The organism is Rhodovulum visakhapatnamense, assembly GCF_004365965.1.
GTDB lineage: Bacteria > Pseudomonadota > Alphaproteobacteria > Rhodobacterales > Rhodobacteraceae > Rhodovulum > Rhodovulum visakhapatnamense.
Map to the genome: position 1 here is coordinate 153,376 of NZ_SOEB01000008.1, position 21,856 is coordinate 175,231.

Genomic DNA, 21,856 nt, shown 5'->3' on the forward strand with positions numbered 1-21,856 from the left:
CCCGCCGATGACCGTAAGCCCCCGGCCCTTTGTCCTGATCGTCGACGACGACCCCGAGATCACCTCGGCGCTGGCGCGCGGGCTGGCGCTGCACGGCTATGACGCGGTCTGCGCCCATCGCGCCGACGAGGCGCAGGCGCAACTTGGCGCCGCCCGCTTCGCCGCCGCCATCGTCGACGTCCGGATCGGTGCCGATAGCGGCATCGCTCTGGTTCGCGCGCTTCGGGCAGCGGGGAACCGGACCCCGGTGGTCATGCTGTCGGCGCTGAGCGAGGTCGAGGATCGCGCCGCCGGGCTCGATGCCGGGGCCGACGACTACATCGCCAAGCCGTTTTCCTTCGACGAACTGGTGACACGGCTGAAGGTGCAGGAACGCCGTGCCGCCGGGGCTCGGCGCGACCCGGTGCCGCGGCTCGATCCGGCCACGCGAAGCCTGCACGGACCAGAGGGCAGCGTCGCGCTGACCGAACGGGAATTCGCGCTGCTTGAATGTCTCTGGACCCATCGCGGCCATGTCCTGCCCCGCGCTGCCCTGTTCGACCGGCTCTGGGCGCGCGAGGGCACCAGTTCGGAAAACGTGGTCGATGTCTATATCGGCTATCTGCGCCGCAAGCTCGCCCCGGCCGCCGCTTACGGGCTCGAGATCAAGACCCTGCGCAATCGCGGCTTCGTTCTGCAGCTGACCTCGGACTAGGGTCAGGGTATAACCAGCAGATGACGACCGCCGCGAGGGCGATGGCGGGGAGGGACACCTTGGGACAGCGATCGTAGCGTGTCGCCACGCGCCGCCAGTCCTTGAGCCTGCCGAACAAGATCTCGATGCGGTTGCGCCGCTCGTATCGACGCTTGTCGTATTCCACCTGCGTCTTCCGTTGTTTCCGGCCGGGGGTGACGGGCGACAGGATTTGATCCAGTGGATCAGATCTGCCCCGAACGGCGCGTATCCCCTTGTCTTGCAACGCTTCCCGGAACCAGTCGGCGTCATGGCCGCGATCCCCGAGCAACCAGCCGACCTTTGGCAGGGGGCCGAGCAGTGCCCGCGCGCCGATGTCGTCGCTCACCGGTCCTGCCGTTACGAACAGGTTGAGCGGCCGTCCCTTGCTGTCGCAGATAGCGTGCAACTTGGTGGTCATGCCGCCTTTGGTGCGACCGATCAGGCGCCCGCGCCCCCCTTTTTCACCCCAAGGCTTGATGCCGTGCGGTGCGCCTTGAGATAGGTCGCGTCGATCATGATCGTCTTGTGCTCGGCGCGCTCGGCGGACAGGCCGACCATGATCCGGGCGAAGATCCCGTGTTCGTGGCTTCTCTCGAACCAGTGGCGTTCAGCCACTCACCTCCAGCGCTTCCAACGGTTGTAGAGGGTCTTGGCCGGGCCGTATTCCTTCGGCGCGTCGCGCCAGCGCAAGCCATTGCGATTGATGAAGATTATGCCGCTGGGGACGCGACGATCATCGACACGGGGCTTGCCATGGCTCTTGGGAAAGAACGGCTTCAGGCGCTCCATTTGGACGTGGGTCAGCCCGTAAAGATTGCTCATCGATCAGGTGTCCTCGCGGAGGCTGAATCACGCCAAACACCTGAAATCAACAGGTCCTGACCCTAAGCCGCTGTCGGCGCCCGATCCTTAATTTTTCTTAGAACATAGTCTTTGACCGGCATGCGGTTCCGCCGGACACTCTGGATCTGTTCCAAGACCGACTCTGGGAGGAGATCACAATGAGCTGGAAAACCCCCGTCATCCGCGAAATCGAATGCGGCATGGAAATCAACATGTACGGCCCCGACAGCGGCGAAGACGACGGCGTTCTGTTCTGATCCGCCGGCGCGCGGAGCGCGACGATGGCGCTTCGCGCACGCATTCTCGGGGCGGCGGCCGGTGGCGGGCTGCCGCAATGGAATTGCGGCTGTCCGAATTGCCAGGCGGCCCGGGCGGGCCGGATTGCGGCCCAGACCCAGTCCTCGCTGGCCGTGACCGGCAACGGGCGGGACTGGGCGGTGCTGAACGCCTCGCCCGATATCCGTCAGCAACTGACCCACTGCCCGCCCTTGCATCCGACCGGGCTGCGCGACGTGCCGCTTCGGTCCGTTCTTGTGACGAATGGCGATATCGACCATGTGGCGGGGCTTCTGACCCTGCGAGAGATGCAGCCCTTCGCGCTGATCGCCACCGCCGCGATCCACAAGGTGCTGGACGCCAACCCGATCTTCGGCGCGCTGAAGCCCGGCCTCGTCCGGCGCCAGACGGTGGCGCTTGGCCGCCCCTTCGCGCTGGCGCCCGGTCTCACGGCCGAGCTTTTCCCGGTGCCGGGCAAGGTCGCGCTTTATCTTGAGGGCGACACGGTCGAAACCGACCTCGTCGGCGAACAGACCGTCGGCGTCCGGCTGGAGGCAGGCGGAACCGAGGCCTTCTACATCCCCGGTTGCGCCGCGATCCCCCCCGATCTGGCGGCCCGGCTGACGGGCGCGGCGCTTGTCTTCTTCGACGGCACGCTCTGGCGCGATGACGAGATGATCCGGGCCGGGCTTGGCGAAAAGACCGGGCGGCGGATGGGCCATATCTCGATGAGCGGGCCCGAGGGGTCCATCCGGGCCTTCGCCGGGCTCGGCGTGGGACAGAAGGTCTTCGTGCACATGAACAACACCAATCCGGTGCTCGATCCTGCCAGCCCCGAACGGGCCGAGGCAGAGGCGGCGGGCTGGATCGTCGGACAGGATGGACTGGAGATCGTCCCATGAACACCCCCGCGACACGCGAGGCCTTCGAGGCACGGCTGCGCCGGATCGGCGCCGAGCGCTATCACGACCTGCACCCGTTTCACGGCCTGCTGCATGGCGGGCAATGCAGCCCCGATCAGGTGCGCGCCTGGGTCATCAACCGCTATTACTACCAGTCCCGCATCCCGATGAAGGACGCGGCCTTCCTGTCGCGGGTCGAGGACCCGGCCCTGCGCCGGGCCTGGCGCTCGCGGATCGAGGATCACGACGGCAGCGAGGACAACGAGGGCGGCATCGCGCGCTGGCTCAGGCTGGCTTCGGCCGTGGGGCTCGATCCCGATTACGTCGCCTCCTGCGCGGGCGTTTTGCCCGCCACCCGCTTTGCCGTCGATGCCTATGTGCGCTTCGTCCGCGAACGGTCGCTGCTCGAGGCGGTGGCCTCGTCGCTGACCGAGCTTTTCGCGCCGAAGATCCATGCCGAGCGGATCGAGGGCCTGCTGCGGAACTACGCGTTCGCCGATGACAGCAGCCTGTCCTATTTCCGCAAGCGCCTGGCCGAGGCGCCGAAGGACGTGGCCTTCGGGCTGGCCTGGGTGCTGGATCATGCCGACACCGCAGACCGTCAGGACGCCGCCGCCAATGCGCTGATTTTCAAGACCGATGTTCTGTGGTCGCAGCTCGACGCGCTTCATTCCGCCTATGTCGCGCCCGCCCGCATCCCGCCCGGCGCCTGGCGGCCGGGCGAGGGGCTGGCGCTTGCGCGGGCATCATGATCGGGCCCGACGACATTCCCGTCCTGCCGCGCGGCGTGCGTCTGCATCGGGACCGGGTGCGTGGCGGCTGGGTGCTGCTGGCGCCCGAACGCACGCTGGCGCTTGACGAGACCGGCCGGGCGATCCTGGCCGAAATCGACGGCATCCGCAGTTTCGCCGCCATCGCAGCCGCGCTGGCCGCGGCCTATGACGCCCCCGAGGCCGAAATTGCCGCCGACAGCCAGGGCTTTCTGGGCGCGCTCCTCGACCGCCGCTTTCTGGAGATCCGCCAGTGAGTGTCCCGCCCCCCATCGCCATGCTGGCCGAGCTGACCCATCGCTGCCCGCTGGCCTGCCCCTATTGCTCGAATCCGCTGGAGCTGACCCGGAAAGACAGCGAACTCGACACCGCCGCCTGGGCCGACATCTTCCGGCAGGCGGCCGATCTGGGTGTGCTGCAACTCCACCTCTCGGGCGGCGAACCCGCCACCCGGCGCGATCTGACGGATCTGGTGGCCGAGGCCCGGGCGGCCGGGCTTTACACCAACCTCATCACCTCCGGCATCGGGCTGACCGAAAAGCGGCTGCGCGCGCTCGATGCCGCCGGGCTCGACCATATCCAGCTGTCGCTGCAGGGCACCGATGCCGCCATGGCCGACCGGATCGGCGGCTATCACGGCGGGTTCGAGCGAAAGCTCGAGGTCGCGCGGCTGATCGGGCAGATCGGCTTTCCGCTGACCCTGAACGCGGTCCTGCACCGCCAGAACCTGCATCAGCTGCCGCGTGCCATCGAGATGGGGGTCGAGATGGGCGCGCGGCGGATCGAGGTCGCGACCGTCCAGTTCCATGGCTGGGCGCTGAAGAACCGCGCGGCACTGATGCCGACCCGCGCCCAGGCCCGCGCCGCCGATGCCGCCGTGGCCGAGGCCCGTGCCCGGCTGAAGGGTGTGCTGGTCATCGACTATGTCCGGGCCGATTACCATTCCGACTATCCCAAGCGCTGCATGGGCGGCTGGGGCACGACCGGGCTGAACGTCACGCCCGAAGGCACGGTGCTACCCTGCCATGCCGCCCAGACCATCCCGGGCCTTGTCTTCGACAGCCTCCGCGACCGTCCGCTGGCCGGGATCTGGTATGAGGGCGCTGCCTTCGCCGCCTATCGCGGCACCGGCTGGATGCGCGAGCCCTGTTCCGGCTGCGAACGGAAGACCGTCGATTTCGGCGGCTGCCGCTGTCAGGCGATGGCGCTGGCGGGCGATCCGGCGGCGGCCGACCCGGTCTGTATCAAGTCGCCGCATCACGCAGCGCTTCTGGCCCGGGCCGAGGCCTTCGCCGCGACGGAGGCGCCCGAAATCCTCTGGCGCGCAGCGGCGGGCTGACCGCCTCAGTCCCTCCCCGGTCGGCTGCGCGCCGGGTCGTAGCCCCAGAGCGCCAGCAGGAAGAAGACAAGAAAGCCCGAGGCCACCCAAAACAGCGCCCAGCCATTCAGGCTTTGATAAAGCGCAAACCGGATCAGCTCGACCGCATGGGTGAAGGGGTTCAACGCGCAGATGTCGCGCAGAAGCCGCGAGCTTTCGGCCATCTTCCACAGCGGATAAAGCGCGGTCGACAGGAAGAACATCGGGAAGATGACGAAATTCATCACGCCCGCGAAGTTTTCCAGCTGCCGCACGGTCGACGAGATGAACAGCCCCAAGGCGCCCAGCATCAGCCCGCTGAGAACCAGCGCCGGGAAGGCCCAGAGATAGCCCGCCAGCGGCAGCACGATGCCGAAACCGGCCGCGATGGCGAGAAACGCATAGACCTGCAGGATCGACACCGCGACGCCTGCCGTCAGCTTGCAGAACAGCAGCCACCAGCGCGGCAGCGGCGAGGTCATCAGAAGCCGCATCGACCCCATCTCGCGGTCGTAGACAAGCGACAGCGACGATTGCATCCCGTTGAAAAGCTGGATCATTCCGCAAAGCCCGGGGACGATGTAGACCTCGTAGGTGATGTAGGTCTGATAGGGCGGGATGATCGAGAGGCCCAGCGCCGCGCGAAACCCGGCGGCAAAGACCACGAGCCAGACCAGTGGCCGCACCAGCGCCGAAAGAAACCTTCCGCGCTGATGCAGAAAGCGCAACGCCTCGCGTGCGACGATGGCGCGCAGGGCGGACAGCCAGCCGTTCATGCCCCGCCGCCCTCGGCGGTCATCTCCAGAAACGCCTCGGCCAGACCCGCGGGCCCCGCGATGTCAGAGGCCAGAGCCTGCCGCAGCACCCGGCCGCGGTGCAGCACGACCACATCGTCCCCGGGCCCGATCTCGTCGACCAGATGGGTGGCCCACAGCACGCTCAGCCCGTCCTCGGCCAGATCGTGGACATGCGCGGTGATCGCCTTGCGGCTCATCGCATCGAGCCCCACCGTCGGCTCGTCCAGCAGCAAGAGGTCGGGCTCGTGAACCAGCGCGCGGGCAATCTCCATCCGCCGCCGGTGCCCGCCATTCAGCGCGCGCGCCTTCTCGCCCGCCCGCTCGCGCATCGCCAGCCGGTCGAGCGCCGCGTCGATCCGGATCGCGGCCGCGCGCCCCGACAGCCCGTGCAGCGCCGCGAAATAGCGCATGTTGCGCGCCACCGTCAGGTCGAGATCCAACGTCGGCTGCTGGAACACCACGCCGATCCGGGCCAGCGCCTTGCGCGGCGCGCGGGCGACGTCATGGCCCGCGATCTCGATCCGGCCGCTGCGGGTGACCAGAAGCCGGGTCATCAGCCCGAACAGCGTCGACTTGCCCGCGCCGTTCGGCCCCAGCAGCGCACAGAACCGCCCCGGTGCGACCGAGAAGGACACATCGTCCAGCGCCTGCCGCGCCCCGTAGGACAGGCTGACATGCTCCAGCCGCAGCGCCTCGGCCATCACGCCCCCTCCCGCAGCACGGCCGGCTGGCCGACAAGGACATGGATGCGCGAGGCCAGCCGCTCGGCCTCGGCCCGGGCATGGGTGACCAGAAGCGTCGCGGGCCGCGCCTCGGCGATCAGCCGTTCGGTCAGGGCCAGCATGGCCGCGGCGGTCTCGGGGTCGAGCGAGGCGAAGGGTTCGTCCAGCACCAGCGCCTGCGGCCGCCCCGCAAAGGCCCGCGCCAGCGCCAGCCGCCGCTGCTGGCCCAGCGACAGCTGCGCCGGATAGGCCCGGCCCTTGTCGGTCAGCCCGACACGGGCCAGCATGTCCTGCGCCGCCGCCCGGCTGAGGCCCGGATGCACCAGCCGCAGGTTCTGCAGCGCCGTCCGCCAGGGCAGCAGGGTCGGTTCCTGAAAGACCATGGCGATGCGCTCGGGGCATTGGACCCGCCCCTCGAAATCGGGATCGAGCCCGGCCACGATCCGCAGAAGCGTCGACTTTCCGATCCCCGAGGGGCCAAGCAGGGCGACGGTCTCGCCGGCCGCGATCTGCAGGTCGATCCGGCCCAGCACCTCGGCCGCGCCGAAGCGCTTCGACAGAAGATGCAGGCCGATCATGCCGCGCGCCAGCGCCGGATGCGGCGTTCCCAGGGTTGCAGCAGCAGCCATTCGACCGCCAGCATCACCACGACGAAGGACAGCGCATAGACCAGCACCATCGTCACGTCGAACAGCTGGAAATACAGGTGAATCTGGAACCCGATCCCGTCCGATCGGCCCAGAAACTCGACCACCAGAACGATTTTCCAGATTACCGCGATGCCCGAGCGCGCCGCCGCCACGATGAAGGGCGCCAGCTGCGGCAACACCACATGGCGCAGCCGCGCCAGCCCCGGCATCCGGTAGACCCGGGCCATGGCGTCCAGATCGCGCGACAGCGCCCGCGCGCCCTCGCGGATCACGGTCGTCACCTGCGGGATCTTGTTCAGCGTCACCGCCACGATCGCCGCGGTTTCGGTCAGCCCGATCCAGAGATAGCAGAGCACGATCAAAACCAGCGCGGGCAGGTTCAGGAACACCACCAGCCAGGGGTCGAGCCAGCGGTCGAGCCGCGGCAGACGCCCCATCGCCAGCCCCAGCGCGAGCCCCAGCCCCATCGCCAGACAGAAGGCCCAGGCCACCCGGATCAGCGTCCGGCCCAGATGATAGGGCAACTCGCCCGACCGGATCGCTTCGGCAAGGGGTTCGGCCAGCGCCCAGGGAAAGGGCAGGATCTGCGCATCGGCCGTCAGCGCGGCCGCCCCCGCCCAAAGCGCAAAAAGCCCCAGGATCGAGACAAGGGGCACGACGATCCGGTCCGGCATCGCGGCTCACTCGACCACGGCGAAGGTGCCCTCGGGCAGCGTCGTCGCCTCCCCCACCAGATCGGCGCCGCCAAGCTCGGCCATCAACCTGAGAAGACGGTCGGCGGCCTCGGGCGCGACATTGCCGGGCGCGGGAACGCCCGCCCGCCAGTCTGCCCGCAACGCCTCGAACTCGGCGTCGGTCCCGGCGTTCATCAGCGGCCGGATCTCGTCCCAGGCGGCATCGTCGGTTGCCAGCAGGTCCTTGGCATCCCGCGAGGCCGCGTAAAGCGCGCGGTCGATCCCGGGATGGGCCGCGATGAAATCCTCGTCCAGCACGTAGGCCAGAAGCGGCGTCCCCGGGTCGAGCCCGAGCGCGGTCGAGGCCTCCGAGACCGAAACCAGTTCGCGCATGCCGCCCGCGCGCATCTTGGCGAGGAAATGCCAGAAGTTGATCGCGCCCTGCAGATCGCCCGACCTCCCGGCCTTGAAGATTAGCGGCGGCGCGCCGAAGACCTGTTCGGTCGCGGCCTCCAGGTCCATCCCGTATTCGGCCTGCGCATAGGCGCGCAGGATCAGCCAGGACTTGTCCAGAGGCCCGCCCGCAATGCCGATCTTGCCGCCCGCCAGATCGGCCAGCGTTTCGGCATCGCTGTTCGCGGGCACCACCAGACCGCCCACCGCGGTGGAATAGGGGATCGCCACATAGGGCCGGCCCGCGGCGCGCTGGCGCGCGACCCAGATCCAGTCGGCGACCATCGTCTCGGCCGCGCCGCCCTCGAAAGCGACCCGGGTCGCGCCATTGTCGGCATAGGGCGCCAGCACCAGCTCGAACCCATGCGCCCGGTCGAAGCCATGGGCCTTGATCGTCTCAAGCTCCCAGGTCACGGTGCCGATCTTCAGCACCGCCGCGCGCAGTTGCGGCAGATCCTCGGCCCGGGCCGGCCCCAGAAAGGCCAGAACCGCCAGCGCCACGCCGGTCAGTCGTTTCAGCATCTATGTCCTCCCTCTCGCTGCGCGTTTCCACATGCTCAGTCGGGGGTTCCGTCCGGGGTCACCGCCACGCCCCAGGGCTGCTGACCCACCTGGATCGAGCGCAGCGCCTTCTGGCGCGCCACGTCGATCACGGTGACATCGTTGGAATTGCCGTTGGTGGTGATCAGGAAGGCCTCGTCAGGGGTGAAAGCCATCTGCCAGACCCTCTGGCCCACCAGGATGTAGTCGACCACCTCGTCGGTCGCCGCGTCGATCACCGCGACCCGGTTGGCGGGCCCGAGCGCCACGAAGACCCATTTGCCGTCCGAGGTGACGCGGATGCCAACCGGCTGCAGCCATTCGGGCAGCACGCCCGGCACCTCGAAGCGGATGGTATCGACCAGAGTGGGCGTGCCGTCCCCGGCGATGTCGATCACGCTGACCGTACCGCCGATCTCGGCGCTGACATAAAGCTTGCGGCCATCGGCGGTGTATTCGGCATAGCGCGGGCGCTGGTCGACCAGGATATTGTGGTGGATCTGGTAATCCTCGGTCGAGATGAAATGCGCCATGTTGGTGGTTTCCGAGGTGTTGACCACGACCCGCCCGTCGGGGCTGATCGCCATGCCCTCGGGCTCGACACCCACGGGGATCTCGGCCAGCACGGCATGGGTCTCGGTATCGACCACGGTCACCAGGTTGTCGTCCTCGTTGGCGATGTAAAGCGGGTTGCCGCTGTGGTTCAGCACGAAAAGCTCGGGGTCGGGGCCCGAGGGCAGGGTGTAAAGCTCGTCATGGGTGGCGGTGTCGAAGACCCGCACCGTGTCATCGTCCGAGGCGCAGACGTACAACTTGGTGCCGTCCGGGCTGATGGTGATGCCGCGCGGGCGGTTGCCGGCGGCGAATTCGTCGATGACCGTCCAGCTGTCGCTGTCGATCACCGTGACGGTGTTGCCCTTCTCGTTCGAGACGAAGACCTTGTTGGCTTGGGCGCCGGTTGCCCCCAGCGCCAGCGCCAGCGCGATCGGCATCGCTTTCATGTCCATTCCCTTCCGCCCCTATCTGAATGCCGCGCAGGACGACTCTGGCGCGTCGAGCCCCAGCGTGTCGAGCGGCGAGCGCTGATGCAAAAAGCCGTCCTGCGGCGAGACGCTGACATTGATCCGCCCGTCATACAGCAGGAGCGGCTGGCGCAGCTGACCGTTCCAGTCCCGAAACGTCACCTTCTGGCCCTTGAAGGCGGCCAGCTCGAACTCCGGGCCCAGCATGTAGGCGCGCAGTTCGGCCGGATCGGCGGTATCGGTCCGCGTCACCGCCTCGCCCAGCACCCGCAGCGCCAGCCAGACCTGGTAGTCCTCCTCGCGGACCTGACGGCCGGTCAGCGCCTCGAACCGGCGCTGGAACTGGGTCGCGCCCCAGGCCTCGGTGGCGGCGTGAAAACTGACTGGGCGCAGCCCCGCCGCGCCCATCACCGGGCGCGGGTCCCACATGTGAAACGGCAGATAGGGCGCGAACACGTCCGAGGCATCGGCCGCGATCACCAGATCGTGGTCCTTCATCCCCTCGGAAAAGACCGGGATCTGGCGCTGCACCAGGACATGGCCGGTATCGGTGCGCCGGCTGCCGCCGGTATCCTCGAAAACCCGCTCCTCGACGATCTTCGCACCGAATATCGCTGCCGCCCGGCGATAGGCCTCGGCCATCGCCCGGTCCTCGGGATGCGAGCCCGAAATCAGCGCCCAGCGCGTCCACTTCTTCCAGATCGCGAATTCGGCCACCGCATCGGCCAGCATCGCCTCGCTGGGCGCCACATGCAGCAGATTGGCCCGGCAATCGGCATCGCGCAGCCGCGTCTCGCGCGCGCCCGCATTCAGCAGCAAGGCCCCGTCCCCGGCCCGGTCGGCCAGTGCCAGCACATCGTCCCCCTGCCCCAGCACCACGAACAGCCGCAGGCCCTCGCCCAGCATCCGGTCAAGCGCGGCCTCGGCCGTGTCCGGCGGAACCGCCGCGGTTTCAGTGACATAGGTATGGCCGAGAAAGCGCCCCGTCGTGGCATTGTCCTCGTCGGCAAGCCGCCCCCCGGCAAAGCCGAGATCCCGGGGCCATTCTTCAAGGCGCGAGATCGGTGCCAGCTGCGGCCGGTCGACCCGGATCACGCCCACCCGGACCTCAAGCGCGGCGGCACCGCCCGCGGACAGGACCGCAAGCGCCGCCGCAAGCAGCAGGCAGATCGGGCGTCGCATGGTTATCCTCCCGGTCGGGCCTCTTGCCGGGCCCCGCAGCCCGACTGTGGCAGACGATCCCGGCCGGGGGAAACCGATACTAAAGGCGCATTGAAGCGGTCCCGGCCCTTTCTAAGCTGGGACGATGCTCCGCCACCTCGCCCTGACCGTCCTGCTTGCCGCGCTGCCCGTCGGCGCCGCGCAAGCCGGGGCGCCGACGGGCCCGCCGCTCGACCGGAACGGGCCGGTGGCCTTTCTGGGGCTGACCTTCCTCGACACCTCGACCGAGGGCGCCTATTTCGGCGCCCGCGACGACGAAGCGGCCCGGCTTGCCCTGCTTCGGGACGAGGTCGCCCGCCGCTTTCGCGCCGAGGGCTTCACGCTGATGGACCTGGCCCCCGTCGCCGCCGAGCTGGAGGCCACGGTCAACCCGGCGAAATGCTATGGCTGCGATCTGCGGATGGGGCGGAAACTTGGCGCCGCCTATGTGCTGGAGGGCGAGGTCCAGAAGGTCTCGAACCTGATCCTGTCGATGAACCTGGTGCTGCTGGAAATGCCCGAGGGCCGGATGGTCCGGGGCCGGTCGGTCGATATCCGGTCGAACACCGACGAGTCCTGGCTGCGCGGCATCCGCTACATCCTGGACAACCATTATTTCGGGAAAGAGTGAGGGAGGAAACTCGTGACACCCATCGCAAGACGCGCGGCCCTGGCGGGCCTTGTCGCCCTGATGCCCGCCATGGCGCTGGCCCATGGACCGACGCGCCAGAAGATCACCCTGACCGCCGATCTGGCCGCCCCGCCCGAAGAGGTCTGGGCCGCCATCGGCAATTTCCAGGACATGAGCTGGCATCCGGCGGTCGCCGCAAGCGACGGCGAGGGCGGCAATGCCATCGACGCGACCCGCGTTCTGCATCTTGGCACGGCCGACGGGCCGACGATTTCAGAGGTGCTTTACAAATACGACGCCAGCAAGATGAGCTATTCCTACCGGATCACCGACGTGAAGGTCGAGATTCTGCCGGTCACCAACTATTCCTCGCATCTGACGGTCAAGCCGCGCGACGGCGGCGGGTCCGAGGTCGAATGGCGCGGCGCGTTCTACCGCGGCTATCCCAACAACGATCCCCCGCCCGAACTGAACGACGAGGCCGCCATCGCCGCCGTCTCGGCGGTCTATCAGGCGGGGCTCGATGCGCTGGTCGCGCGATTTGGCGCGCCCTAGACCCCTTGCCGCCCTTGCGGCCCTGCTGGCCCTCGCCGCCGCCCCGGCCGCGGCGGGGGATCTGGCCTATGTGACGGTGCAGAACGGCGACGGGCTGTCGATCCTCGATCTCGCGGCCGGGACCGAGCGCGCCCGGATCGACGTGACCGGCAAGCCAGCCGGGGTGGCCGTGGCGCCCGGCGCGGTCTTCGTCGTCTCGCCCGAGGGCAAGACGCTGCGCCGGTTCGATCCGGCGGGCGCCGAGACCGGGCGGCTTGCGCTCGAGGGCGGGCCGATGGGCGTGGCCGTGACGGGCGGCAGGGTCTTCGTGTCCGACTGGTACAATGCCCGGATCTGGGTCATCGACGCCGCCGCGATGACGGTCACGACGGAGCTTGCCACCGGCAGCGCGCCCGCGGGGCTTGCGGTCTCGCCCGGCGGGCGCTGGCTCGCCTCGGCCGATCGCGATGCCGATCAGGTCTCGGTCTTCGATCTGGCGACGCTCGGGCTTCACGCGCGCGTCAGCGTCGGCTCCCGCCCCTTCGGCCTGGGTTTTGCCCCGGACGGGCGGCTTTTCGTCGGCAATGTCGGCTCGGACGATGTCAGCGTCCTCGATCCCGAGGCGGGCACGCTCCTCAGGACCCTGCCGGTCGGCACCCGACCCTATGGCGTGGCCTTCGCCGCCGGGCGCGCCTTCGTCACCAACCAGTATGCCGATACCGTCAGCGTGCTGGACCTCGCCACGCTGGCGCCTCAGGCCGAGATCGCGGTCGGCGAATATCCCGAAGGCATCGACAGCGCGGGCGACGGCCGCACCGTCGTCGTGGCCAACTGGTTTTCCAACAGCGTCACCCTGATCGATGCCGAAACCCTGACCGTCACCGGCGAGATCGAAACCGGCGACGGTCCCCGCGCCTTCGGGCGATTCATCGCAAAGGCTCCGTGATGCGCCCGGTCCTGTTGTGCCTGCTGCTTGCCGCGGCGCCGGTTCCGGCCTGGACCGCCGAGACCGCCTGGGATGGCATCGCGCCGATGCTGCTGGAGGGACGCACACCCCTGCCTGCGGGCAAGGCGATCCGGATCGCCAGTCCCTACCGGACCGAAAACGACGCCCGCACCGTGATCGGGGTCGAAGCCGAAGGCCCGGGCGGGCGGCTGATCCAGCGCGTCACCGTGGTGCTGGACGAGAACCCGATGCCGGTCTCGGCAGTGCTGGAGCTTGCCCGGCCACACCCCCGGCTGGCCTTCGACATCACCTTCCGGATCAACGGGCCGACGCCCCTGCATGTGCTGGCCGAGACCGCCGATGGCGAGGTCTATCTGGCCGAGGGGTTCGTCAAGACCTCGGGTCAGGGCGCCTGCGCCGCACCGCCCGGCACCGACCCCGACGCGACCCTGGCCCGGCTGGGCGAGATGAACCTCGAGATGACGCCCCTTGGCGCCGCCGGGCGGCTGGCCGCGCTTGCCCATGGCGGGCCGGAGGCGCGGCTGGGGATCGGCATCCGCCATCCAAGCCTCTCGGGGCTGCAACGCGATCAGGTGACGCTTCTGTTCATCCCGATGCGCTACGTCGAAAGGCTAAAGATCGACCTGGACGGCCAGCCCTTCGCCGCGCTCACCGGGTCGATCTCGCTGTCGGAAAACCCCGAGATCGGGTTGGACGTCCCCGCAGGCACCCGGCGCGCCGAGGCGACCATGACCGATACCGACGGCATAGTCGCCCATGCCGGGAAGGATTTCCCGGGCTATTGAGGGGGCCGGTTACTGCGTGACGGGCTCGCCCGGCGCGGCGGTCAGCTCCTCGACAGGGTAATCCATGAAGCTCCAGCCATCGGTGCCCTCGGGAAACCAGATCACCTTGCTATGGCCATAGGATTGCGCCCGTTTGGCGGCGTTCCAGCTCATCCAGCAGTCGTCGAGACAGAAGAAGACCAGCGGCCGGGTCCTGTCGCCGCCGGTCGCCGCGCGCAGCCCGTCGCGAAACCAGGTATCGGTCACCGGGGCGATGGCGCCATAGCCGGCATTGGGAAACCAGACCGCGCCGGAGATCGAGAGCCGCGGGCGGTCGCGCCAGAACGCGCCTTCGGGCAGGTTCGCGGGCCGGGGCGCGCGCGGCAGCACATCGACGAAGACCGCCCCGCCCGCCGCCCAAAGCGCATGCGCCTCTTCGGGGCCGACCACACGGGCGCCTTCCAGCGTCTCCGGCACCGGCGCGCGGTAGTCGCCCATCCGGTAGCCGGACGGCTCCGGCACACCCGCCATGACGGGCAGGGCCAGCGCTACCAGAGCCAGGGCGGCCGCGCCGCGCCTCACTGCCCCGCGTCCAGCACCGCCGTTCCCATGTCATTGAGACGCGGCACCCCGGCCTCGCGCAGGATCGCGTCGATTTCGCCCCGGTGGCGGCGGATCAGCGAATTCAGCTTGCGCTGCCAGACCTTGTCGCCGGGGCGGACCCCCATGGTGATGCGGTAGACCATCCGGGGCGGCAGCTCTTCATGGATGAGCGGCACCGCCTTCAGCCCGGGATAGCCGACCTTCACAAGCGGCCCGCCGATCGGCCCCCAGAGGATCGCCGCCGCCGTCTCGCCCGAGGCGAGATCGCTCAGCATGTCCTCGGCGGGCGAGTCGTGGCGTCGGTCGACCATCAGCGGATAGGACCGGGCAATGCCGATCAGCCCGGCCCGCGCCAGATGAGTGGCGGGCGGACTGCCCGCGACGATGCCGATCCGGCGGCCCTGCAGCGCGGGGTCGGACAGCGTCTCGACCCCGGCCAGCGGCCCTTCGCGCGGCACCACCAGCACATAGGACGAGGTCAGGTAATGGTTGGTGTTCAGCACCATCTCGTCGCCCTGGGCATAGCCCATCACGACATCGCAGCGATTGGCCCTCAGCGTGTTGCGGATGAAGCCGGTCGCCATCGGATACCAGGTATACTCCACAGGCAGCCCCAGCTCGCGGGCGAACAGCTCGGCCAGCCGGTTCTCGTAGCCCTCGCCCTGATCGTCCGACAGCGGCAGATTGGCCGGGTCGGCGCAAACCCGGAACGCGGTCTTCGAGACCAGATCCGAGGTTTGCGCCTGCCCGGCGCCCGCCAGGGAGCAAAGCAGGGCCGCGCAGGACGCTGCCGCGAAAATGTCAGCCCATGCAGGCATTCACGTCCTCGGCGATGGCATCGGATTTCGCCTCTTTCTTGGCCGGCCGGCCGCGCGGGATCGCGTCGTCGCCGCGCGCCTTGAGATAGACGTAGATGTCGTCGAGATAGCACATCACGTTCTTGTTGTGTCCGAAGGAGGGCATCACCTTCTGGTGCGAGACGTCGACATTCTCGCGCCCGTTCGAGACGGTGTAGACGAAATCGTAATAGTCCATCTGCTCGACCGCATCCTTGAGCGGCGGCGCATAGGTCGAGCCCATCCCGTCGGGGCCATGGCAGACATGGCATTCGGAATGATAGCGCCGGAAGCCCGAAAAGGTCAGCCAGTCGACCGTGCCATCGGCCGCCACCTTGTAGGTGGGAATCCCGTCGGCGGTGAAATAGCGGCCGTTCTCTTCGGTCACGGCGGCGCTGTCGCTACCGGCCTGCTGCGCCACGTTGTCGGCCGCAGCACCCGCACTGGCGATCCCGGTCACAAGGCCCGCGAGAAGCAGGCGTTTCATCTTCGTCATCTTCGCACCCTGTTCTGTTATCGTCGGGACCGGCGCCGCCGAAGCGCACGCATGGCGGCGCCGGTCCCTCTGGCAGGCGACTGCCGGATCAGTCCGGCAGGGTGAACACGGTCAACTGGCCGCCGAGCGCGGTGTAGTCGCTGAGCGCGGCATAGCCGCCCACCGCGCCAAGCCCGTCATTGGGGTTGGTCAGCCCCGCCGCGAGCCCGATCCCGGCCCAGCCGCCGACCCCCGACAGCACCGCGACATACTGCTTGCCGCCATGTTCGTAGCTCATCACGTTGCCGATGATGCCCGAGGGCGTCTTGAAGCGGTAAAGCTCCTCGCCGGTATCGGCCCGGACCGCCTTCAGATAGCCTTCGAGCGTGCCGTAGAAGACGATGTCGCCCGCCGTGGCCATCGCCCCCGACCAGACCGAGAACTGTTCCGGGATCGACCACTTGATCTCGCCCTTGATGTTGTCCCAGGCGATGAAGTTGCCCATGCCGCCATGGCTGTCGGGTGCGGGATACATCGACAGCGTCGCGCCGACATAGGGCTGGCCGGCGGTGTAGCTGACGCGGAACGGTTCGTAATCCATGCAGACATGGTTGGTCGGCACGTAGAAGAGCCCGGTCTTGGGCGAATAGGACGAGGGCTGCTGGTCCTTGGTGCCCAGCGCCGCCGGGCAGATGCCGGTGGTGTTCTCGTCCTCGCCGTTCTGCGAGGTCGAATATTCCGCCACCACGGCGGGTCGGCCGTAGGTGTCGGAATCCGGGTCCATGTCGACGCCGGTGGTCCAGTTCACCGCCGGATCGTATTTCTCGGCCACCAGCAACTCGCCGCTCTCGCGGTCAAGCGTATAGGCCAGGCCGTTCCGGTCGAAATGGGTCAGCAGCTTGCGCATCTGCCCGTCGACTTCCTGATCGGTCAGGATCATCTCGTTGACGCCGTCGAAGTCCCATTCGTCATGGGGCGTCATCTGATAGACCCATTTCGCCATCCCGGTATCGGGATCGCGGGCCATGATGGTCATCGACCAGCGGTTGTCGCCCGGACGCTGGCTGGGGTTCCAGGTCGAGGGGTTGCCGGTGCCGTAATAGACGAGGTTCAGGTCGGGATCGTAGGAATACCAGCCCCAGGTGGTGCCGCCGCCGATCTTCCACTGGTCGCCTTCCCAGGTCGCGGTGCCGGAATCGACGCCGACCGGCTTGCCCAGCATGGTGGTCTTTTCCGGGTCCATCAGCGTGTCGCTGTCCGGACCCATCGAATAGGCACGCCATTCGCGCTCGCCGGTTTCCAGGTTGTAGGCCGTGACCGAGCCGCGAACCCCGAACTCGCCGCCCGAGATGCCGACCAGAACCTTGTCCTTGACCGGCAGCACCGTGGCGGTGTTGGTCTCGCCCTTCTCGGGATCGCCGTTCTTGACCGACCACAGCACCTCGCCGGTATTGGCGTCGAGCGCCACGACGGTGGTATCGGCCTGATGCAGGATGATCTTGCCGTCGGCATAGGCCACGCCGCGGTTGACGGTATCGCAGCACATCACCGGAATGACGCTGGTGTCCTGCTTGGGTTCGTAGCGCCACTTGATGCGGCCATTGTCGTTCAGATCAAGCGCATAGACGATGTTGGGAAACGGCGTATGCACGTACATCGTGTCGCCGATCACCAGCGGCGAGCCCTCATGGCCGCGCAGGACCCCGGTCGAGAAGGTCCAGGCCACCTTCAGATCGCCCACGTTGTCGGCATTGATCTGATCGAGCTTGGAATAGCGATGGTTGGCGTAGTCCCCCATCTGGATCGCCCATTGGGTCGGGTCGTCTATCATCTGCTGCAGCGCATCGTTGGCCAGCGCCGCAGTGCCCGTCGAGAGGGCGATCACAGACGTCAAGGCGTAGATCGTTCTCATGTTCAACTCCCTTGCGTTGGTCTTGTCCTTGTTCCGGCGTCAGTCGCGCGACGGACACACTGTCCGGGCGCTTCAAGACCGGAATGCGTGGCGATCGGATGTTCTGGTCCTCCCTCCGATGCCGCGTTCGGAAATGTCAGGCGTGGCCCTCCTCTGCTGAAATGGTCCGGGACCGGTGCCGCGGCCGGGTCAGGGCGGCCGCAGGTCCGTCATCGACGGGGCAGGAGGCACAGACCCGGCCTGACCGGAGCCGGGGGCCGCGCGCCGTCCCGTGCTGCGATCCCCTCCGGTCATGGTCGGTTCCTCCCTGCGATCCGTCAGTTGCGCGGCCGGTGCAACCGGTCGGCATGCCAGGCGACATGCTCGCCCGCGAAACTGGCGACGAAATAGTAACTGTGGTCGTAGCCCGGCTGCATCCGGACGAGCCCCGCCTGCCGGCGGCGGGCCAGAACGCCCGCCAGCGCCTCGGGGCGCAGCAGATCGAGAAACTGGTCGCCCGCGCCCTGGTCGATCAGGATCGCGTCCTTCCAGCCGTATTCCTCAAGAAGAATGCTGGAATCGTAGCATGCCCAGGCGGCTTCGTCATCGCCGAGATAGGCGCTTAGCTGCTTGCGGCCCCAGTCGGACTGGGTCGGATTGGCAATCGGCGCGAAGGCCGACACCGAGTCGAACCGGTCCTGGTTGCGCAACGCCAGCGTCAGCGCCCCGTGCCCGCCCATCGAATGCCCGGTGATCCCGTGGCGGTCGGCCAGCGGAAAACGCCCCAGCACCAGATCGCGCAGTTCGGTCAGCACATAATCGTACATCCGGTAATGCGCGGCCCAGGGCGCGCGGGTAGCATTCACGTAGAACCCCGCGCCCTGACCCAGATCGTAGGCCTCGTCATCGGCGACCCCTTCGCCGCGGGGCGAGGTGTCGGGAAAGACCACGGCCAGACCATGGGCGGCGGCATGTTCCTGAAAGCCGCCCTTGGTCATCGCGTTCTCATGGGTGCAGGTCAGCCCGGACAGATACCACAGCACCGGCACCGGTCCGGTTTCGCTTTGGGGCGGCAGGTAGACCGCGAAGGTCATGTCGGTGCCGCAGACCTCGGACGGGTGGGTGCAGACCATCTGCACCCCGTCGAAGCATCTGTTCTGGGTGACCACATCCATCCCGCGCGGCCTCAGTACAGGACGACGCTGCGGATGCTCTCGCCCGAATGCATCAGATCGAAGCCCTTGTTGATCTCGTCCAGCGTCAGGGTGTGGGTAATCAGCGGGTCGATCTCGATCTTGCCCTGCATGTACCACTCGACGATCTTCGGCACATCGGTCCGGCCGCGCGCGCCCCCGAAGGCGGTGCCCTTCCAGGTGCGCCCGGTGACCAGCTGGAACGGCCGGGTCGAAATCTCGGCCCCTGCCGGCGCCACGCCGATGATGATCGACTCGCCCCAGCCCTTGTGGGCGCATTCCAGCGCGGCACGCATCACCTTGACGTTGCCGGTGCAGTCAAAGCTGTAATCCGCGCCACCCTTGGTGAGGTTGACCAGATAGGGCACAAGATCGCCCTCGACCTCGGACGGGTTGACGAAATCGGTCATCCCGAAGCGTTCGGCCATCTGCTTCTTCGAGGGGTTCAGGTCCACCCCCACGATCTGGTCGGCGCCGATCATCCGCAGGCCCTGGATCACGTTCAGCCCGATCCCGCCCAGCCCGAAGACGACCGCCCGGCAACCGGGTTCGGCCTTGGCGGTGTTGACGACCGCACCGACGCCGGTGGTCACGCCGCAGCCGATATAGCAGACCTTGTCGAACGGAGCGTCCTCGCGGATCTTCGCGACCGCGATCTCGGGCAGCACGGTGTAGTTCGAGAAGGTCGAACAGCCCATGTAATGCAGGATCGGATCGCCATCGAGCGTGCGAAAGCGCGAGGTTCCGTCGGGCATCAGCCCCTGGCCCTGGGTGGTCCGGATCGCCTGACAGAGGTTGGTCTTGGGGTTCAGGCAATAGTCGCATTCGCGGCATTCGGGCGTGTAAAGCGGGATCACGTGATCGCCCGGCTTGACGCTTTTCACGCCGGGGCCGACCTCGACCACCACGCCCGCGCCCTCATGGCCCAGGATCGCCGGGAAAAGCCCCTCCGGGTCGGCGCCCGAAAGGGTGAATTCGTCGGTATGGCAGATGCCGGTCGCCTTGATCTCGACCAGGACCTCGCCCTCGCGGGGGCCGTCCAGTTCGACCTCGGTCACTTCAAGCGGCTTGCCCGCCTGAAAGGCCACGGCGGCACGGGTTCTCATGGGATAGTTCCTCCGGAGACGGTTCTTAGATTTCTCTTAAGTTACGAGTATGGAAGCCCCCCCTTCCACCGGCAATTGCGACCTTGGTTGGTATGCGATCCGGTGGACAGGCAGCGCCGGTCCGGTAGAGTCCCCGATGGGAGGATCAGACATGCGGACCATTGCGACGATGGCGGCCGTGCTGGGGGCGCTTTGCGGGGCGTTGCCCGCGGCGGCGGCCGATTTCTCGGACCCGACCTGGCCCTGCATCCAGCGCAAGATCGACCGGCTTTCGCCGGGCCTGATGTGGCCCGAACCGATCGACCCCGAGGGGCTCGCCGCCCTCGCCCCCGAGACCCGCGCGACCGTGACCGATCTTGCCGCCCGGCTCGCGCTCCGGCGGCTCTCGCTTGAAGACCTCGGCCCGCAGGTGGCGCAGTTCGCAGCCGCGCAGGCGGCCGGTCCCGACCTGATGGGGCTTCTGTTCCAGGCCAGCTTCGACCGGCTCGCCGCCCAGCGCCGCACCATCATGAAAGGGATCCAATCCTACGCGCTGAAACAGACCGCGCTTGCCGAACGGATCGACGCGGCGCGCACCGAGATGGACGCGGCAATGGCGGCAGAGCCACCCGATTACGACCGCGCCGACAGTCTGGAGGAGCAGATCGCCTGGGACGAGCGCATCTATACCGACCGGCAGAAATCGCTGACCTATGTCTGCGAAACGCCGGTGCTGCTGGAAAAGCGGCTTTACGCCATCGCGCAGATGCTGCAGGCGGCTGCGGTCACTCCCACTCCATCTCGGTGAAGGCCACGGTCGCGTTCCGCGCATTGAAGGCATCGAACAGACGCCAGCGCCCGCGTTCTTCCGCGGCGATATGGCCGACCGCGTCGCCGAGCCGTTCGCCTTTCGCGACGGCCGCCCGCGCATCCCGCGCCAGAACCTCCAGATAGCGCGCGGTCGCGGCCCCGCCTGCGGGCCAGGGCAGCACCGGCCCGCCATGGCCGGGCACGACCAGGGAGGCACCGTCTTGCCTCATCTCTTCCAGCACCGCGGCCCAGCCCCGCACCGTGCCGTCAAGCGCGGGCAGATGACCGTCGAAGACCAGATCGCCCGCGAAAAGCACGCCGCTTGCGCTGTCGAGAACGGTCACGTCGGTGCCGCTATGGGCAGGCGGCCAGGCTCGAAGCCGCAACACCCGCCCGCCAAGATCGATCTCGGCCTCGCCCGAGACCGCGCGGCCGACCGGCGGCGGGACGGTACCGATCAGGGCCGCAGGCCCGATCAGCCGGCCGAGACTGTCGAGATAGCCCGCCTGCCGGTCGGCCAGCGCGCGCGCCAGCCCCGCATGGGCCACCACCATGGCCCCGGCCTCGGTCAGGGCCGTGGCCCCGAAGACATGATCGGGATGCACATGGGTCAGGATCACATGGCTGACCGGCAGCGCGGTCCGCGCCCGGATCGCCCGCCAGACCGCCTCGCCGATCCAGCGCGCCGAGCCGCTGTCGATCACCGCGACCGAGCGTGTGCCGATCACAACGGCGATATTGGCAATGTCGCCAAGGTTGCCCCGATCGGCCTCGGCCACCTCGCCCCGATGCACCAGAACCCCCGGCGCGATCTCGTCGAAGGCCAACTCGGGCCCCGCCTCCCGGCACCGCGGCGGCCCGTCCGCCACAAGCTCCGGCCCCCCGGTGACCCCGGACACCGCCGCCAGCGCCGCGCGGCAGTCCTCAACCTTGGCAGCCCAGATCCCGGGCAGCGCCACCTCGCGGCACATCTCGCGCGACAGCGCCAGGCACAGCGTCACGACCGCCTCGAACATGCCCCCTCCCTGCCGATGCGTCCCGACACCGATCCTGCCCGATCCCGCAGGCGTGATCGACACCGACCATTGGCCGATGGGCAGAGCCCTGCCGCTATGGCATCCTCATCCGTATCTCATGCGGAAAGGG

General features: G+C 68.1%; 25 protein-coding genes and 1 pseudogene. 11 read left to right on the forward strand and 15 right to left on the reverse strand.

Features of this window, described 5'->3' with window-relative positions; genetic code table 11:
* The first annotated feature begins 7 nt into the window (after positions 1-7).
* A complete protein-coding gene (locus EV657_RS09570; RefSeq protein ID WP_075784617.1) occupies positions 8-694 on the forward strand; it encodes a response regulator transcription factor in 687 nt (228 codons plus the stop codon).
* Here the strand turns inward: EV657_RS09570 and EV657_RS09575 are convergent.
* Positions 645-1,537, reverse strand: a pseudogene (locus EV657_RS09575) (IS5 family transposase). The gene EV657_RS09570 and the pseudogene EV657_RS09575 overlap by 50 nt on opposite strands.
* A 179-nt stretch (positions 1,538-1,716) precedes the next feature.
* On the opposite strand from EV657_RS09575, the gene pqqA reads away from it, so the two are divergent.
* From pqqA to pqqE, 5 genes are read left to right on the forward strand one after another with little or no spacing between them, the layout of a single operon-like run.
* Positions 1,717-1,815 (forward strand): pyrroloquinoline quinone precursor peptide PqqA, encoded by a 99-nt coding sequence (pqqA, locus tag EV657_RS09580; protein WP_075784616.1) that lies wholly within the window; start codon positions 1,717-1,719, stop codon positions 1,813-1,815.
* Positions 1,816-1,839: 24 nt separating this feature from the next.
* Positions 1,840-2,736, forward strand: coding sequence for a pyrroloquinoline quinone biosynthesis protein PqqB (gene pqqB, locus EV657_RS09585; protein ID WP_134077742.1), 897 nt, complete (start codon positions 1,840-1,842; stop codon positions 2,734-2,736).
* Entirely contained in the window at positions 2,733-3,488 is a 756-nt protein-coding gene (gene pqqC / locus EV657_RS09590) for a pyrroloquinoline-quinone synthase PqqC (protein WP_134077743.1), read from the forward strand. The genes pqqB and pqqC overlap by 4 nt, the downstream gene beginning before the upstream one ends.
* Positions 3,485-3,763: a pyrroloquinoline quinone biosynthesis peptide chaperone PqqD gene (pqqD, locus tag EV657_RS09595; protein ID WP_113669006.1), complete on the forward strand. Its 279-nt coding sequence runs from the start codon at positions 3,485-3,487 to the stop codon at positions 3,761-3,763. The genes pqqC and pqqD overlap by 4 nt, the downstream gene beginning before the upstream one ends.
* Positions 3,760-4,845: a pyrroloquinoline quinone biosynthesis protein PqqE gene (pqqE, locus tag EV657_RS09600; protein WP_134077744.1), complete on the forward strand. Its 1,086-nt coding sequence runs from the start codon at positions 3,760-3,762 to the stop codon at positions 4,843-4,845. Before pqqD ends, pqqE begins: the two co-directional genes overlap by 4 nt.
* 5 nt (positions 4,846-4,850) lie before the next feature.
* Here pqqE and EV657_RS09605 read toward each other — a convergent pair whose 3' ends face one another.
* The 7 genes from EV657_RS09605 to EV657_RS09635 are packed head-to-tail and all read right to left on the reverse strand — an operon-like array spanning position 4,851 to position 10,903.
* Positions 4,851-5,639 (reverse strand): ABC transporter permease, encoded by a 789-nt coding sequence (locus tag EV657_RS09605; protein WP_134077745.1) that lies wholly within the window; start codon positions 5,637-5,639, stop codon positions 4,851-4,853.
* Entirely contained in the window at positions 5,636-6,361 is a 726-nt protein-coding gene (locus tag EV657_RS09610) for an ABC transporter ATP-binding protein (protein WP_075784610.1), read from the reverse strand. Before EV657_RS09610 ends, EV657_RS09605 begins: the two co-directional genes overlap by 4 nt.
* Positions 6,361-6,960: an ABC transporter ATP-binding protein gene (locus EV657_RS09615; RefSeq protein ID WP_134077764.1), complete on the reverse strand. Its 600-nt coding sequence runs from the start codon at positions 6,958-6,960 to the stop codon at positions 6,361-6,363. The genes EV657_RS09610 and EV657_RS09615 overlap by 1 nt, the downstream gene beginning before the upstream one ends.
* The gene (locus tag EV657_RS09620; RefSeq protein ID WP_134077746.1) at positions 6,957-7,706 is read right to left on the reverse strand and encodes an ABC transporter permease; all 750 of its coding nucleotides are present in this window, start codon (positions 7,704-7,706) and stop codon (positions 6,957-6,959) included. Before EV657_RS09620 ends, EV657_RS09615 begins: the two co-directional genes overlap by 4 nt.
* A gap of 6 nt (positions 7,707-7,712) precedes the next feature.
* Positions 7,713-8,681, reverse strand: coding sequence for an ABC transporter substrate-binding protein (locus tag EV657_RS09625; protein ID WP_134077747.1), 969 nt, complete (start codon positions 8,679-8,681; stop codon positions 7,713-7,715).
* A 35-nt stretch (positions 8,682-8,716) separates the two neighbouring features.
* The gene (locus tag EV657_RS09630; RefSeq protein ID WP_208323251.1) at positions 8,717-9,700 is read right to left on the reverse strand and encodes a YVTN family beta-propeller repeat protein; all 984 of its coding nucleotides are present in this window, start codon (positions 9,698-9,700) and stop codon (positions 8,717-8,719) included.
* Between the two features lie 18 nt (positions 9,701-9,718).
* Positions 9,719-10,903 carry an ABC transporter substrate-binding protein gene (locus EV657_RS09635; protein ID WP_134077749.1) on the reverse strand — a complete coding sequence of 395 codons (1,185 nt, stop codon included), beginning with the start codon at positions 10,901-10,903 and terminating at the stop codon, positions 9,719-9,721.
* 124 nt (positions 10,904-11,027) lie between these two features.
* On the opposite strand from EV657_RS09635, the gene EV657_RS09640 reads away from it, so the two are divergent.
* Genes EV657_RS09640 through EV657_RS09655 form a run of 4 tightly spaced genes read left to right on the forward strand, consistent with a single transcriptional unit; the run spans position 11,028 to position 13,838 of the window.
* The gene (locus tag EV657_RS09640) at positions 11,028-11,552 is read left to right on the forward strand and encodes a DUF3280 domain-containing protein (RefSeq protein ID WP_134077750.1); all 525 of its coding nucleotides are present in this window, start codon (positions 11,028-11,030) and stop codon (positions 11,550-11,552) included.
* A gap of 60 nt (positions 11,553-11,612) precedes the next feature.
* Positions 11,613-12,107 (forward strand): SRPBCC family protein, encoded by a 495-nt coding sequence (locus EV657_RS09645; RefSeq protein WP_178390763.1) that lies wholly within the window; start codon positions 11,613-11,615, stop codon positions 12,105-12,107.
* Positions 12,076-13,032 (forward strand): YncE family protein, encoded by a 957-nt coding sequence (locus tag EV657_RS09650; RefSeq protein ID WP_134077751.1) that lies wholly within the window; start codon positions 12,076-12,078, stop codon positions 13,030-13,032. The genes EV657_RS09645 and EV657_RS09650 overlap by 32 nt, the downstream gene beginning before the upstream one ends.
* Entirely contained in the window at positions 13,032-13,838 is an 807-nt protein-coding gene (locus EV657_RS09655; RefSeq protein ID WP_134077752.1) for a quinoprotein dehydrogenase-associated SoxYZ-like carrier, read from the forward strand. The genes EV657_RS09650 and EV657_RS09655 overlap by 1 nt, the downstream gene beginning before the upstream one ends.
* A gap of 9 nt (positions 13,839-13,847) precedes the next feature.
* Here EV657_RS09655 and EV657_RS09660 read toward each other — a convergent pair whose 3' ends face one another.
* The 6 genes from EV657_RS09660 to EV657_RS09685 form a co-directional block, all read right to left on the reverse strand.
* Positions 13,848-14,399, reverse strand: a complete 552-nt coding sequence (locus tag EV657_RS09660) for a PQQ-dependent catabolism-associated CXXCW motif protein (protein ID WP_134077753.1) — start codon at positions 14,397-14,399, stop codon at positions 13,848-13,850.
* Positions 14,396-15,238, reverse strand: a complete 843-nt coding sequence (locus EV657_RS09665; RefSeq protein WP_134077754.1) for a substrate-binding domain-containing protein — start codon at positions 15,236-15,238, stop codon at positions 14,396-14,398. The genes EV657_RS09660 and EV657_RS09665 overlap by 4 nt, the downstream gene beginning before the upstream one ends.
* On the reverse strand, positions 15,222-15,752 hold the full coding sequence (locus EV657_RS09670) for a c-type cytochrome, methanol metabolism-related (RefSeq protein WP_113669019.1): 531 nt from the start codon (positions 15,750-15,752) through the stop codon (positions 15,222-15,224). The genes EV657_RS09665 and EV657_RS09670 overlap by 17 nt, the downstream gene beginning before the upstream one ends.
* An 88-nt stretch (positions 15,753-15,840) precedes the next feature.
* Positions 15,841-17,643 carry a lanthanide-dependent methanol dehydrogenase XoxF5 gene (gene xoxF5 / locus EV657_RS09675; RefSeq protein ID WP_075784598.1) on the reverse strand — a complete coding sequence of 601 codons (1,803 nt, stop codon included), beginning with the start codon at positions 17,641-17,643 and terminating at the stop codon, positions 15,841-15,843.
* Between the two features lie 317 nt (positions 17,644-17,960).
* Positions 17,961-18,797, reverse strand: a complete 837-nt coding sequence (gene fghA / locus EV657_RS09680; protein ID WP_075784597.1) for an S-formylglutathione hydrolase — start codon at positions 18,795-18,797, stop codon at positions 17,961-17,963.
* An 11-nt stretch (positions 18,798-18,808) separates the two neighbouring features.
* Positions 18,809-19,921: an S-(hydroxymethyl)glutathione dehydrogenase/class III alcohol dehydrogenase gene (locus tag EV657_RS09685; protein WP_134077755.1), complete on the reverse strand. Its 1,113-nt coding sequence runs from the start codon at positions 19,919-19,921 to the stop codon at positions 18,809-18,811.
* A 151-nt stretch (positions 19,922-20,072) separates the two neighbouring features.
* Here EV657_RS09685 and EV657_RS09690 point away from each other — a divergent pair, with 151 nt between their 5' ends.
* The gene (locus EV657_RS09690) at positions 20,073-20,708 is read left to right on the forward strand and encodes a hypothetical protein (RefSeq protein WP_113669022.1); all 636 of its coding nucleotides are present in this window, start codon (positions 20,073-20,075) and stop codon (positions 20,706-20,708) included.
* On the opposite strand, the gene EV657_RS09695 is transcribed toward EV657_RS09690, so the two are convergent.
* A complete protein-coding gene (locus EV657_RS09695) occupies positions 20,686-21,726 on the reverse strand; it encodes a quinoprotein relay system zinc metallohydrolase 2 (protein ID WP_134077756.1) in 1,041 nt (346 codons plus the stop codon). The genes EV657_RS09690 and EV657_RS09695 overlap by 23 nt on opposite strands.
* Positions 21,727-21,856 lie beyond the last annotated feature (130 nt).

What these genes read in the sequence shown, in the direction of transcription:
- EV657_RS09570 (WP_075784617.1), top strand. Translation starts at nt 8, where the DNA reads ATGACCGTAAGCCCCCGGCCCTTTGTCCTGATCGTCGACGACGACCCC.
- pqqA (WP_075784616.1), top strand. Translation starts at nt 1,717, where the DNA reads ATGAGCTGGAAAACCCCCGTCATCCGCGAAATCGAATGCGGCATGGAA.
- pqqB (WP_134077742.1), top strand. Translation starts at nt 1,840, where the DNA reads ATGGCGCTTCGCGCACGCATTCTCGGGGCGGCGGCCGGTGGCGGGCTG.
- pqqC (WP_134077743.1), top strand. Translation starts at nt 2,733, where the DNA reads ATGAACACCCCCGCGACACGCGAGGCCTTCGAGGCACGGCTGCGCCGG.
- pqqD (WP_113669006.1), top strand. Translation starts at nt 3,485, where the DNA reads ATGATCGGGCCCGACGACATTCCCGTCCTGCCGCGCGGCGTGCGTCTG.
- EV657_RS09605 (WP_134077745.1), bottom strand. Translation starts at nt 5,639, where the DNA reads ATGAACGGCTGGCTGTCCGCCCTGCGCGCCATCGTCGCACGCGAGGCG.
- EV657_RS09610 (WP_075784610.1), bottom strand. Translation starts at nt 6,361, where the DNA reads ATGGCCGAGGCGCTGCGGCTGGAGCATGTCAGCCTGTCCTACGGGGCG.
- EV657_RS09615 (WP_134077764.1), bottom strand. Translation starts at nt 6,960, where the DNA reads ATGATCGGCCTGCATCTTCTGTCGAAGCGCTTCGGCGCGGCCGAGGTG.
- EV657_RS09620 (WP_134077746.1), bottom strand. Translation starts at nt 7,706, where the DNA reads ATGCCGGACCGGATCGTCGTGCCCCTTGTCTCGATCCTGGGGCTTTTT.
- EV657_RS09625 (WP_134077747.1), bottom strand. Translation starts at nt 8,681, where the DNA reads ATGCTGAAACGACTGACCGGCGTGGCGCTGGCGGTTCTGGCCTTTCTG.
- EV657_RS09630 (WP_208323251.1), bottom strand. Translation starts at nt 9,700, where the DNA reads ATGAAAGCGATGCCGATCGCGCTGGCGCTGGCGCTGGGGGCAACCGGC.
- EV657_RS09635 (WP_134077749.1), bottom strand. Translation starts at nt 10,903, where the DNA reads ATGCGACGCCCGATCTGCCTGCTGCTTGCGGCGGCGCTTGCGGTCCTG.
- EV657_RS09640 (WP_134077750.1), top strand. Translation starts at nt 11,028, where the DNA reads ATGCTCCGCCACCTCGCCCTGACCGTCCTGCTTGCCGCGCTGCCCGTC.
- EV657_RS09645 (WP_178390763.1), top strand. Translation starts at nt 11,613, where the DNA reads ATGCCCGCCATGGCGCTGGCCCATGGACCGACGCGCCAGAAGATCACC.
- EV657_RS09650 (WP_134077751.1), top strand. Translation starts at nt 12,076, where the DNA reads ATGCGCTGGTCGCGCGATTTGGCGCGCCCTAGACCCCTTGCCGCCCTT.
- EV657_RS09655 (WP_134077752.1), top strand. Translation starts at nt 13,032, where the DNA reads ATGCGCCCGGTCCTGTTGTGCCTGCTGCTTGCCGCGGCGCCGGTTCCG.
- EV657_RS09665 (WP_134077754.1), bottom strand. Translation starts at nt 15,238, where the DNA reads ATGCCTGCATGGGCTGACATTTTCGCGGCAGCGTCCTGCGCGGCCCTG.
- EV657_RS09670 (WP_113669019.1), bottom strand. Translation starts at nt 15,752, where the DNA reads ATGACGAAGATGAAACGCCTGCTTCTCGCGGGCCTTGTGACCGGGATC.
- xoxF5 (WP_075784598.1), bottom strand. Translation starts at nt 17,643, where the DNA reads ATGAGAACGATCTACGCCTTGACGTCTGTGATCGCCCTCTCGACGGGC.
- fghA (WP_075784597.1), bottom strand. Translation starts at nt 18,797, where the DNA reads ATGGATGTGGTCACCCAGAACAGATGCTTCGACGGGGTGCAGATGGTC.
- EV657_RS09685 (WP_134077755.1), bottom strand. Translation starts at nt 19,921, where the DNA reads ATGAGAACCCGTGCCGCCGTGGCCTTTCAGGCGGGCAAGCCGCTTGAA.
- EV657_RS09690 (WP_113669022.1), top strand. Translation starts at nt 20,073, where the DNA reads ATGCGGACCATTGCGACGATGGCGGCCGTGCTGGGGGCGCTTTGCGGG.
- EV657_RS09695 (WP_134077756.1), bottom strand. Translation starts at nt 21,726, where the DNA reads ATGTTCGAGGCGGTCGTGACGCTGTGCCTGGCGCTGTCGCGCGAGATG.